The organism is Bradyrhizobium sp. BR 10289, from assembly GCF_019455385.1.
GTDB lineage: Bacteria > Pseudomonadota > Alphaproteobacteria > Rhizobiales > Xanthobacteraceae > Bradyrhizobium.
In genome coordinates this window covers 1-11,547 of sequence record NZ_JACOFR010000043.1, presented here as the reverse complement: position 1 = coordinate 11,547, position 11,547 = coordinate 1, and the positions used below count along the sequence as shown (strand labels likewise).

The 11,547-nt window shown below is 63.8% G+C and carries 13 protein-coding genes; 8 read left to right on the top strand and 5 right to left on the bottom strand.

Going from position 1 to position 11,547, the window contains the following annotated elements; genetic code table 11:
- Window positions 1-10: 10 nt before the first annotated feature.
- The 4 genes from HYH08_RS36825 to HYH08_RS36810 form a co-directional block, all read right to left on the bottom strand.
- Window positions 11-928 carry a branched-chain amino acid ABC transporter permease gene (locus HYH08_RS36825; RefSeq protein WP_220014723.1) on the bottom strand — a complete coding sequence of 306 codons (918 nt, stop codon included), beginning with the start codon at window positions 926-928 and terminating at the stop codon, window positions 11-13.
- 395 nt (window positions 929-1,323) lie between these two features.
- Window positions 1,324-1,542 (bottom strand): hypothetical protein, encoded by a 219-nt coding sequence (locus HYH08_RS36820; RefSeq protein ID WP_220014722.1) that lies wholly within the window; start codon window positions 1,540-1,542, stop codon window positions 1,324-1,326.
- A 1-nt stretch (window position 1,543) separates the two neighbouring features.
- The gene (locus HYH08_RS36815) at window positions 1,544-2,200 is read right to left on the bottom strand and encodes an acyl-homoserine-lactone synthase (RefSeq protein WP_220014721.1); all 657 of its coding nucleotides are present in this window, start codon (window positions 2,198-2,200) and stop codon (window positions 1,544-1,546) included.
- 83 nt (window positions 2,201-2,283) lie between these two features.
- Window positions 2,284-3,012, bottom strand: coding sequence for a helix-turn-helix transcriptional regulator (locus HYH08_RS36810; protein ID WP_220014720.1), 729 nt, complete (start codon window positions 3,010-3,012; stop codon window positions 2,284-2,286).
- Window positions 3,013-3,179: 167 nt separating this feature from the next.
- Between HYH08_RS36810 and HYH08_RS36805 the strand changes: the two genes are divergently transcribed.
- Entirely contained in the window at window positions 3,180-3,356 is a 177-nt protein-coding gene (locus tag HYH08_RS36805) for a hypothetical protein (RefSeq protein WP_220014719.1), read from the top strand.
- Between the two features lie 60 nt (window positions 3,357-3,416).
- Here the strand turns inward: HYH08_RS36805 and HYH08_RS36800 are convergent, their stop codons facing one another.
- Window positions 3,417-3,629 (bottom strand): hypothetical protein, encoded by a 213-nt coding sequence (locus tag HYH08_RS36800; protein WP_220014718.1) that lies wholly within the window; start codon window positions 3,627-3,629, stop codon window positions 3,417-3,419.
- Window positions 3,630-3,892: 263 nt separating this feature from the next.
- On the opposite strand from HYH08_RS36800, the gene kaiC reads away from it, so the two are divergent.
- From kaiC to HYH08_RS36765, 7 genes are all read left to right on the top strand, one after another.
- On the top strand, window positions 3,893-5,590 hold the full coding sequence (gene kaiC / locus HYH08_RS36795; protein WP_220014717.1) for a circadian clock protein KaiC: 1,698 nt from the start codon (window positions 3,893-3,895) through the stop codon (window positions 5,588-5,590).
- 3 nt (window positions 5,591-5,593) lie between these two features.
- Window positions 5,594-5,881 carry a circadian clock KaiB family protein gene (locus HYH08_RS36790; RefSeq protein ID WP_220014716.1) on the top strand — a complete coding sequence of 96 codons (288 nt, stop codon included), beginning with the start codon at window positions 5,594-5,596 and terminating at the stop codon, window positions 5,879-5,881.
- Between the two features lie 5 nt (window positions 5,882-5,886).
- A complete protein-coding gene (locus HYH08_RS36785; RefSeq protein ID WP_220014715.1) occupies window positions 5,887-7,365 on the top strand; it encodes a sensor histidine kinase in 1,479 nt (492 codons plus the stop codon).
- Between the two features lie 69 nt (window positions 7,366-7,434).
- Window positions 7,435-8,373, top strand: coding sequence for a LysR family transcriptional regulator (locus HYH08_RS36780; RefSeq protein ID WP_220014714.1), 939 nt, complete (start codon window positions 7,435-7,437; stop codon window positions 8,371-8,373).
- A gap of 132 nt (window positions 8,374-8,505) precedes the next feature.
- A complete protein-coding gene (locus HYH08_RS36775; RefSeq protein WP_220014713.1) occupies window positions 8,506-9,384 on the top strand; it encodes a shikimate dehydrogenase in 879 nt (292 codons plus the stop codon).
- Window positions 9,385-9,439: 55 nt separating this feature from the next.
- Window positions 9,440-10,570 carry an ABC transporter substrate-binding protein gene (locus HYH08_RS36770; RefSeq protein WP_220014712.1) on the top strand — a complete coding sequence of 377 codons (1,131 nt, stop codon included), beginning with the start codon at window positions 9,440-9,442 and terminating at the stop codon, window positions 10,568-10,570.
- Between the two features lie 181 nt (window positions 10,571-10,751).
- Window positions 10,752-11,547 (top strand): branched-chain amino acid ABC transporter permease (locus HYH08_RS36765; RefSeq protein ID WP_220014711.1); only part of this gene is annotated, 796 nt, incomplete at its 3' end.

The window sequence follows — 11,547 nt, the reverse complement described above, 5'->3', positions numbered from 1 at the left end:
CGCAAGCTCTTCATCGGCGATTGGCCGGAAACAGCCCCTCCGGCCGCACCACCAGCACGATCGCCATCAAGAGGTAGATCAGCATGGAGGACAGCGCGGGCGCGGCGGTGGAGGCGGCGGCGCCACTCAGCACCTGCCGCAGAAGATTGGGCAGGAAGGCGCGGCCGAGCGTGTCGATCATGCCGACGAAGATCGCAGCCAGGAATGCGCCGCGGATCGAGCCGATGCCACCGATCACGATGATGACGAAGGCGAGAATGAGGATGTTCTCGCCCATGCCGATCTGCACGGTGAGGATCGGCGCCTGCATCAGGCCGGCGAGACCGGCAAGCGCGGCGCCAAGGCCGAACACCAGCGTGTAGAGCAGCTTGATGTTGATGCCGAGCGCACCGATCATCTCGCGGTTGGAGGCACCGGCCCGGATCAGCATGCCGATGCGGGTGCGCATCACGCCGAGATAGAGCAATAGCGCCACCAGCAGCGCGACGATGATGATGGCGAGGCGATAGGCAGGATAATGAATGCCGGGCAGGATCGGCACCGGCACCGTGAGCCATGCCGGCAGCGGCAGTGCGAGGCCCGCGGGGCCCCAGATCAGCCGCACGGCTTCATTGAAGAACAGGATCAGGCCGAAGGTCGCGAGCACGTGGTCGAGATGGTCGCGCCCATAGAGATGCCGCAGCGCCGACATTTCGAGCACGATGCCGAGCACCAGCGTCGCGCCCAGCGCCATCAGCGCACCAGCTAAGAAGCTGCCGGTCCAGGCGGCAAAGGTCGCGGCGAAATAGGCGCCCATCATGTAGAGCGAGCCGTGCGCGAGGTTGACGAGATCCATGATCCCGAACACCAGCGTCAGGCCGGCGGCGAGCAAGAACAGCAGCAGGCCGAACTGCAATCCGTTCAAGAACTGTTCGACGACGAGCAGCATCAGAACTCTTTCAGGCGCACGCGGAATCGCGCCGATGTTCGAACACGTTCGCCATCAGTGAAAGAGCTCCCCCTGCCTCATCAAGGCCGAAAAATGGGTAATGGCAGTATCGTTCCGAGGCAAGAGCGATTTGACACCAGAAATGCACTTTGTTGCATGCGGGTGCATGCGGCAGCACGATCGAGAAAACATTTTAGGCTTAAAACAATTCGGGGCAATACGGGATTTTAGGCATCCCGCGCTTCTTCCTGCAGCAAGGGGGCGCCGATATGCGCCTCGCGATGCAAAAAGGCTGCGGCGCGGCATGAGGCGACCTGCCGCACCCAAACGATCACCCTCCCCGCGGCGAGCCGGGGGAGGGTTTGAAGGTGGTCAGGAATGAAAGCAGGCTACGTCTAGTGCGACGTCATCTGCTGGGGAATCTCGTCCGGCTCGGCGAGCATGCTGTTGGCCGTCGAGGCCTCCAGTGCCGCCATCCGGAAGAGGTAAGCGAGCGTGGTCAGGCCGGAGTCCTCCGCCATCTGAGCGAGTTCGAGGGCCATGTCGGACATGTAGCCGAGATTCTCGTCCTTGGTTTGCGCCATGATCTGGCTGTCCCGCATCATGTTCGACATCTCAGGCGCTCTTTCGTTGCGCGGCAAGGCCGCAGAGGTTGGCACGGGCGACGGCGTCCAGACGCGGGCCGTCCTGTTGCACGATCGAAGCGGTGCCGATGCGATCATGCAGCGCGTCGAGCGTCTGCCGGCGAATGTCGATCGTCGCCGCCATGGTCCAGGCATTCTCCACCAGGGCCGGCAGGCCGAGCGGGGTGACGACGAAGCCGGCTTCATGGAAGCGCGGCAGCCACCAGGTTTCCATGATCGCGCTGACCTGCGCGATACCTTGGCCGAGGCAGAACTCCTGCACCGCCGCCATCAGTTGCAGGTTGAGGGTGCCATCGCGGCGATCGCGCACAACGAAGTAGCGTGACCATTCCCAGACCAGCGGATCGGCGGGGCAGCCGCGAACCGAGGCCAGATGCGGGAACACCTCGCTCATCATCGAGGGCTTGGTGGTCGGATAGAGCCGGTGACCGCCGACGACGCGCCGCCCCTCCAGCGCGAGCAGATAGACGGTATCCTCATTGTCGTAGGAATCGATCTCACGACCATCGGGCCGGCGGAGCGTCTCCCAGCGCCGCTCCTCGACGAAGATATCGTGGCGTATGCGGAAGTGCTGCTCGAGTACGTCTTCGTAAAGGTGGCGATTGACCGAGGAAATTGCGTGAATCATGAAAACCCCCATTGAGCCTCAATGGGGAGAAGAATCTTCGAAAAGAGCGGGCGTCGGTATTGGGAAATTTCCCAGTACGGCGCTTAAGGATTGATGATCTTGTTCCGAATCGCCAGTGCAACCGCATGCGTACGGTTGACGGCACCGAGCTTGCGCGCGGCGGTTGCAAGATGCTCTTCGGCGGTGCGCTGCGTGATGTGCAGGATCTCGCCGATCTCCCAGGCCGACTTGCCCTGCGAGGCCCACGAGATCACCTCGCGCTCGCGCGGTGTGAGACGTGTCGACGGATGCTGCGTCGGCTCGAGCAGGCGCCGAATATGGTCGAAGCCGTACATCGCCATCAGGTGCAATGCCGGCTTGCTGCGGGCGTTGAGGTCCAGATGAACGCCGCCGAGCGACACTGCGGCCTCGTAGCCGGTGAGCCCGTGGATCGGCACGATGAAGCCGCGCGACATGCGGAAATCGGTGGCGCGGTTCATCACCTCGGCCGCGTTCGGCTCGAGCTCGGCATTGTAGGGTGCTTCCGACCATTCGAACGGATTGACCGATTGCCGGCACAGCCGCACCACGGGATCGAAGCGATCGTAATTGTTCTGGGTGTAGAGGCTGAACCATCCCGCCGGCCAGCGCTTGGCGAGCACCATCTGCGCAAAGCGCTGCTCGGGATTCGGCAAGCCCGTCACGATAATGGTCTCGAAGCCGAAGCGGCCGAAGGCCGTTTCAAGCGCCTGCATGGCGTCTGGAACCTTACGATAGGTATCCAGGCTTTCGATGAAGTCGAGCGCTTCCCGGCCATAATCGACGGCGGACATCGGTGCGTTTCCTGCCCTTCGCCGTTCGGTATAGCACGTATTGGGGGGCTGCCTCAATTCGCTGCTCCCGTAGTATTGCGGTGCCCGCCTGCTCCGAAGCCTTAATCTACTTGTGGAAGAAGTGCCGTCAAGATACACCTAAAGGCGTCTATAGCGGGAAAACCACGATGGAAGACGAGGACATCGCGCTCAACAGCGTGCTCGGCCTGGAATTGAACCGCGTGTTTTTCGCCGTCCACGAAACGGCAAACAAGCAGAAGATCATCGAGTATGCGCGCGAGGTGCTGCGAAGCGAACGCAGCGCGCTCGCGGACGCCGCATCGCCCGAGGGCCCGGCCAGCTAGAACGCTGTCGCAGCAAACGCCGCACCGATGGTCCTCTCCACCGGCAGCAAACCGTGTGACCTAAGCCGACGATCGGTTCTGGAGATCAACGAGCGCGCGACGTCCGAGGGATGTCAATTCGTCCAGCGCCGTGATGCCGGAGCGAGCCGCGTCTGCGAGACGTGCCGCGATGAGCTTGCGCGTCTCGTGATCGCCGCCATGCCTGACGTGACTGAATGCAGCTTCCAGCGCAGTGTCCAGCACGGTTAGGAGCCGACCTTCAAACTCGCTCATCTCGCCCTCTCGAGCCGCACCGGCGGCGGGATCTGGCCGCTGATGCTACATGGCGGTAGGATTGTATGTTCACTTTTGAACGCCCGCGCCGGCCGAGCACGCGGCCTCGATTTCCTGCGGTCAATTGCTGCCGACATCGAAGGAAAGCGACAACATCGGTCCAGGCGATTTGTTCCCAATTTGACGCGGACAAATTTCCCCGCTGCCCCCTAGGCGTCCCAACGTTCTTTGCTTAGAAAATGCGGCGGGAACCAGGATAGGGCATGACTGAGGGTATCGGGAAATCTCCCACCGGCATCGAAGGCTTTGACGATCTGACATTGGGAGGCCTTCCCACCGGACGGCCGACCCTCGTCTGCGGTTCGGCCGGCTGCGGCAAGACTTTGTTCGCGTCGACCTTTCTCTTCAACGGCGCCCGGCTTCACGATGAGCCCGGCGTCTTCGTGACGTTCGAGGAGCGCCCGGTCGACATCGTCGCCAATGTGGAGTCGCTCGGTTTTGACCTCCAGGGCCTGATCGATCAGTCGAAGATCCATATCGAGCACATCGCGATCGATCCATCGGAAGTCGCCGAGATCGGCGATTACGACCTCGAAGCCTTGTTTCTGCGTCTCGAATTCGCCGTCGACACGATCGGCGCCAAGCGCATCGTGCTCGATACGATCGAGAGTCTGTTCTCGGCCTTCTCCAACCCGGCCATCCTGCGCGCCGAGATCCGGCGCCTGTTCGACTGGCTCAAGCAGAAGGGCCTGACCGCGGTCATCACCGGCGAACGCGGCGACGGCAGCCTGACCCGGCAGGGCCTCGAGGAATATGTCTCCGATTGCGTGATCCTGCTGGATCACCGGGTCGACAACCAGATCTCGACGCGGCGGCTGCGCATCGTCAAGTATCGCGGCACCGCCCACGGCACCAACGAGTATCCGTTCCTGATCGACGAGGACGGTTTCTCCGTTTTGCCGGTCTCCTCGCTCGGCCTCGGCCACAAGGTGTTCGACGAGCGCATCTCGACCGGCGTGCCCGACCTCGATGCCATGCTGACCGGTGGCGGCTTCTATCGCGGCAGCAGCATCCTGCTCACCGGTGTCGCCGGCTCCGGCAAGAGCTCGCTCGCCTGCATGATGGCCGATGCCGCCTGCAAGCGCGGCGAGCGCGTGCTCTATCTCTCATTCGAGGAGTCCGAGGCGCAGACGGTGCGCAACATGAGGTCGATCGGTACGGATCTCGGCAGATGGCTGAAGTCGGGCCAGATGCGGTATATCGCGGCACGGCCGACGTTCTACTCGCTGGAAATGCACCTCGCGATCATGCTGCGCGAGATCAACAGGTTCAAGCCGCAGCTCGTCGTGCTCGATCCGATCTCCGCCTTCACCGGCTCGGCCGACATCGCCGAGATCCAGGCGATGCTGCTGCGCGTCGTGGACTACCTCAAGTCCAACGGCATCACCGCTGTCTTCACGCATCTGGCCAGCGTCGAGCAGGCCGCGACCGATGCGGGCCTGTCCTCGTTGATGGATGGCTGGATCCTGCTGCTCAATCGCGAGGCCAACGGCGAATTCAACCGCGAGCTTTATCTGCTGAAGGCGCGCGGCATCGCCCATTCCAACCAGGTCCGCGAGTTCGTCATGTCGAGCAGCGGCATCCACCTGCTGGAGCCCTATCTCGGCGATGGCGGCGCATTGACCGGCTCGGCCCGGCGCAGCGAGGAAGCGCGCGCCCGCCGCGCGGAAGCCGAGCGACGCGCCGAAGTCGATCGCCTGCAAGGCCAGGTGACCCAGCGGCGGCGGCGCGCACTCGCGCAGATCGAGGCGCTGAACGCCGATATCGAGGCGGACGAGGCCGAGCTCAAGCGGCTCGTCAAGGCCGAAGACCTCTATCTCAAACAAAGCCGGGACGATGCCACTGCAATGGCGCGTGGACGGGGGGTGGAGCTCCCTGCCGGCACGACGAAGCAGGACTGAGTTATGGCCGAAGCACCCAGCGAGCCCGTGAAGCTCGTTCTCTACGTCGCCGGCGAGACGCCGAAATCGCTCGCCGCGATCCGCAATCTCGAAAAGATCTGCTCCGAGCACCTCGCCGGCAAGTACAGGGTCGAGGTCATCGACCTCAAGAAGCAGCCGCAGCTTGCGCGCGAGCACGGCATCGTCGCGATCCCGACCCTGGTGAAGGCGCTCCCGGTGCCGATTCGCAAGATCATCGGGGACCTTTCCGACACCCAAAAGGTTCTAGTGCATCTGTCGGTTGAGGAATGATGACGGTGGTGTCGCTCGTATCCGCGTTGACCCGGGACGAACTCGAAGCTCGGCTTTACGAGGCCGAGGAGACGCTCCGGGCCATTCGCGAAGGCGAGATCGATGCCGTGGTCATCAAGGGCGGAGCAACCGAGCAGGTCTTCACCCTGGAAGGCGGCGAGCAATCCTACCGCACTTTCATGGAAGCGATGGACATCGGTGCGGCTGCTTTCGACCGCGAAGGCCAGCTGATCTATGCCAACCAGGCGCTTTGCACCTTGCTGGACCGCCCGGCCGACGCGCTCTCGGGCCAGGCGCTGCTCGGCCTGTTCGACCCGGTGAACCAGACCACGTTCCGCCGCCTGCTGACACAGGCGCTTAAGGAGCGCCAATCCGCCGAGATCCACGTGCGCATCGGCAATGCCGACCGAAGTTTCCTGCTCACGGGAACGCCGATCGATTTCGGTATCGTGAGCGGCGTCGCGATCACCTTTACCGACATCAGCGAACGCGAGCAGAGCGCCGCCGCGAAGGAATCAGAACGGCTGGCACGATCCATCCTGGCATCTGCAAATGAAGCCGTCATCGTCTGCGACCGCGCCGGCAACGTCACCCACATCAACGCTGCCGCCGAGCGGATCTGCGCCGAGGCGCCAATCGGCAAGAGCTTCGAGGATGCGATTGAGCTGACCTTCGCCGACGCCACCGAACTGATGTCCGGCGCAGACATCGTTGCCATGGCGGCCAGCGGCACCCCCGTTCAGGGGCTGGAGGCGGCGGTGAAGACGTCGTCAGCCGACGTGACCGACGTCCTGATCAGCGCGGCGCCGCTGATCGTCTCCGGAGACAGGACACAAGGCTGTGTCGTGACGCTGATCAACCTGTCGCAACGCAAGGCGGCGGAACGACGGCAGGCATTGCTGATGGGCGAGCTCGACCACCGCGTCAAGAATACCCTGGCGATGGTGCTTGCCATCTCGGCACGCACGGCCTCGCACGTCCGCACGATCGAGGATTTTCAAAAATCCTTCGCGGGCCGCATTCAGGCACTCGCGGCGACCCACACGCTGCTGTCGAACGCGTCCTGGGAAAATCTCCAGATCAAGGACGTGCTCAGCGTCGAGCTCGCGCCTTACACGACACTCTCGGGCGGTCGTATCACGATGGAAGGCCTCGATATCGCCGTTGATTCCAAAACGGCAGTCTCGCTCGGCCTTGTCTTTCATGAACTGACGACCAACGCCGTGAAGTACGGCGCCCTCTCGACCCGATCCGGCAAATTGTCGGTTCGCCGGGTCGGTCTTGCCGAAGACGGCGCACTGCTGATCGAATGGGAGGAGCGCGACGGCCCGCTGGTCACCGCGCCGACCAAGTCAGGCTTCGGCCAGACGCTGATTTCCCGTAGCCTCGGCAGCGGACCGGGCGGCGGGACGAAGCTCGAATTCCTGCCGACCGGTGTGGTCTGCCAGATCTCGATCCCGAAATACGGTCATTTCCATTCCTGACATTTGCCGCTGGATGAGATTGCCGCATCCGTGAGATGATCCCGCAAGACAATCCGGGACATCTCAGGGATGATGACGTTGCGCCAGGTTGAAGTGATCCGTGCCGTGATGGTGACGGGGACCATTGCCGGCGCGGCCAAGCTGCTCAACGTGTCGGCGCCGGGGATCAGCCGGCTCGTCAAATACACCGAGCGCTCGCTCGGCATCCGCTTCTTCCAGCGCCAGAACGGGCGTTATTTCCCGACGCCGGAAGCCGAGACCATTTTCGAGCAGATCAACGGGGTTTACAAGAAGGTCGACGATCTCTCCGAGATCATCTCCAAGATCGGCCGTGGCGGCCTGTCGGAGCTGCGCATCGGCTCGGTGCCCAGCATCTCGCAGGTGATGGTGCCGCGCGCGATCGAGCGGGTGCGGCGACGCTATCCGGACCTCGGCATCGACATCAACATCCTCAAGCTCGAGGAAGCCATCGACTATCTCATGCTCGGCCGCGGCGAGTGCGTCGCGATGAGCTATCGTCTCGAGCATTCCGGGCTCGACTTCATGCCGCTGGCCTCGGGCGAGCTCTATTGCATCGTGCCGCCGGGCCACGAGCTGGCCGGCCGCAAGCAGGTCACGGCGGCCGAGATCACCCGCTATCCGCTGATCGGCATCGATCCGAACGACCCCTACGGCCGCATCATGGCCGAGATCTTCGCGCGCCATCGGCTCGACTACAACATCACCATCCGCGCGCGCTTCGGCACCACGGTCTGCGCGCTGGTGAAGGCGGGGCTCGGCATCGCCATCATCGACCAGTTCACGGTGGCCCATGGCGGCTATCCCGGCATCGAACTGATCAGGATCGCCGAGCCGACGCGGTTCGACACCTATATCGCGGTGAAGCGTGGCGCACCGCTGTCGCTGCACGTCGAGTATTTCATCGAGTCCCTGCGCGCCGAGATGCGCGCGGTCGAGCCGGCCCGCGGCAACGGCAGGGCGGCGCCGGGGCGCGGACGCAAGAAATAACATGATGTTAGGTTTGCAGGATAAAAGGGTAATTGTGTTAGGCAATGGAAAGGCTATCGTCCCCCTTGGAATGGCACGGATTTCCCCGCTAATGGCCGGGACCGAAGGCTGCCAACGGGACGATAGCGAACCATGTCGAAGCGCGGATATGCCGCCAGCAAGAAGCTCCTCACCGGCCTGATCGGCGCGCCGATCGCCCACTCCGCCTCCCCTGCCATGCATGAGCGCGCCGCCGAGGCGCTGGGCCTGCGCGGCCATTATCAGCTGATCGAGGTGGCCGGCGCCGACGCAGCCGAGCTCGCCATGATGCTCGAAGGCCTGCGGCGCCTCGGCTTTGCCGGCACCAACGTCACCTTCCCCTACAAGGAAGCCGTGGTCCCGCTGCTCGACGAGCTGGCGCCAACGGCCGCGACCATGGCGGCGGTCAACACTATCGTCGTCAAGAACGGCCGGCTGATCGGCCACAACACCGACACGACCGGCTTCGCGCGGGCGGTCAAGCCGCTGCTGGCCCCTTCAGGAAATGCAGTTGCCGTGATCGGCACCGGCGGCGTCGGCAAGGCGATCGCCTTTGCGCTGGCGAGCCTTGATGTGACCGATCTGCGCATCTTCGACAGCGAACCGGCTCGGGCGGAAAAGCTCGCCGTACTGCTGGCCCCGCACGGCGGCGCGCGGGTGGCGCGAAGCGTGGAAGACGCGGTCGATGGCGCAACCGGCCTCGTCAACGGCACGCCGGTCGGCATGCTGCCGAACCGGGATACGCCTGTCCCGCCAGCACTGTTGCGCGAAGACCTGTGGGTCGCCGACGCCGTCTATTCGCCGCTGATCACGCCGCTGCTGGCGGCGGGGCGCGCCAAGGGTGCGCGGATCATGACCGGGCGCGAGCTTGCGATCTACCAGGCCGCCGACGCATTCGAACTGTTCACTGGCCTTGCCCCATCGACCGAGATCATGGGAGAGGCATTCGACGAGGTGATGGCGGCACGGAGCGCAGCCTATCAGTCAGCTTGAGGTGAAGCGGCCGGACACAAGGCCGCTGGCAAAATCGAAATGGGAGGACAGGACAATGAAATCGACACTGTTGGTGGGCGCGCTGCTCGCCGCAATCACGACCACGGGCGCCTTCGCCCAGGCGATCAAGCTCGCCGACGTCGCCGAGCTCTCGGGGGGCGGCGCCACGGTCGGCACCAACTGGAAGAACGGCATCGATCTCGCGATCGAGGAGATCAACGCCAAGGGCGGGGTGCTCGGCCGTAAGCTCGAGATCACCCACGCCGACTCGCAGTCCAACCCCGGCGTCGCCCGCGCCCAGGTGCAGAAGGCGCTCGATGCCGAACCTTACGTGCTGCTCGGACCCGGCTATTCCGGCTCGGTGAAGGTGACGGCGCCGCTCGCGGCGGAAGCGGGCATCGCGCAGATCATGGGCGGCGAAGCCGCCGAGCTGACGCAAGGTGGCAACAAGTTCCTGTTCCGCACCTCGTTCGGCCAGCAATCCTCGATGCCGAAGGTGGCAAAATACATCCACGATGAGATGAAGGCCAAGACGGTCGCGGTGGTCTGGGTCAACAACGATTTTGGCCGCGGCGGGCGTGACGTCGTGGTGAAGGAGCTCGAGCGGCTCGGCTCCAAGGTCGTCGCCGACCTCTCGACGGAAGCGGGCCAGGCCGATTTCGCCGCCGACGTCGGCAAGATCAAGGCCGCTAATCCGGACGCGGTGTTCGTCTATCTCAACGAGGAAGAGAGCGCGCGCATCCTGAAGGAGCTGAAGCGCCAGGGCGTCACCGCGCCGCTGATGGGCGAGACCACGCTGATCGGCCAGAAGGTGATCGAGCTGGCCGGCGATGCCGCCAACGGCGCGCGCGGCCATGTCGGCCTCACCACCGATGCGCCGGTCGATCTGATCAAGACGTTCCGCGAGAAGTTTTCGAAGAAGTACAATTACGTCCCCGACCATAACGGCCTGAAGGGCTATCTCGCCATCTACATGGTGAAGGCCACCACCGAGAAGATGGGCAAGGTCGATTCCAAGGCCTTCGCCGACACGCTGCATGGCCTGACGATCAAGGCGACCGAGGAGCCGGGCATTCTGATGGACGTCACCTTCAACGAGACCGGCGACATCGACCGCCAGAGCTTTCTGGTCCAGGTGGTCGAAGGCAAGCAGGTGGTGAAGCAGGTGCTGCCGAAGGTGAAGTGAAGCGCTTCGCCCTTCTTCTCCCTCTCCCCGTTCTTACGGGGAGAGGGTTGGGGTGAGGGGCTGCGTCCACGAAAATGGTGGGCGATGAGTTCTCGAAGAGAGCCCCTCACCCCGCCCTCTCCCCGCAAGGGCGGGGCGAGGGAGACGATAGAGCCGGACGAGGGATAGGCGAGAGCGGAACATGTCGAATCTATTCGATCTTCTAGTCGCGGGCCTCGCCACCGGCGCGATCTATGCGCTGGTCGCGGTCGGCTTCACGCTGCTGTGGCAGACCTCGCAGACCATCAATTTCGCGCAAGGCGAGTTCGTGATGCTGCCGGCGTTTTTGATGCTGGCGGCGATGCATGCCGGCGCCCCGTTCTGGCTCGCGATCATCCTCGGCATCCTGCTCTCGATGATCCTGCTCGGCCTCGGCTTCAAGCTGCTGCTGGTCGATCCGATGCTGCGCCACGGCGTGCTGCCGCTGGCGATCGCGACCATGGCGCTGGCGATCGGCATCAAGGAAGCGGTCAAGCAGTTCTTCAGCGCAGAAGCCTCGCCCTTCCCCTCGATCGTGCCGACTGGCGACGTCTCAATCCTCGGTCACGCCGTCTCGCTGCAAAGCATCGGCGTCCTCATTGTCGCCATTCTGGCCGTCGTCGGCCTGACGACGCTGCTCAACCGCACCTCGCTCGGCCACCAGATGCAGGCGGCGGCGCAGAATCCGACGGTGGCGCGCATCATCGGCGTTCCCGTCGAGCGCATGATCCTGCTGACCTTCCTGATCAACGCCTTCCTGGTCGCGCTGGCCTCGCTGCTGATCACGCCGATTTATCTCGCGAAGTTCTCTTCCGGCGAGGTGCTGGGCCAGGCCGCTTTCATCGCCGCGATCGTCGGCGGCTTCAACCAGGTACGCGGCGCCATTGCAGGAGGCCTCTTGATCGGCGTGCTCGACAACCTCGCGGCCGCCTATGTCTCGACGCAGTACCGCGCCGCCG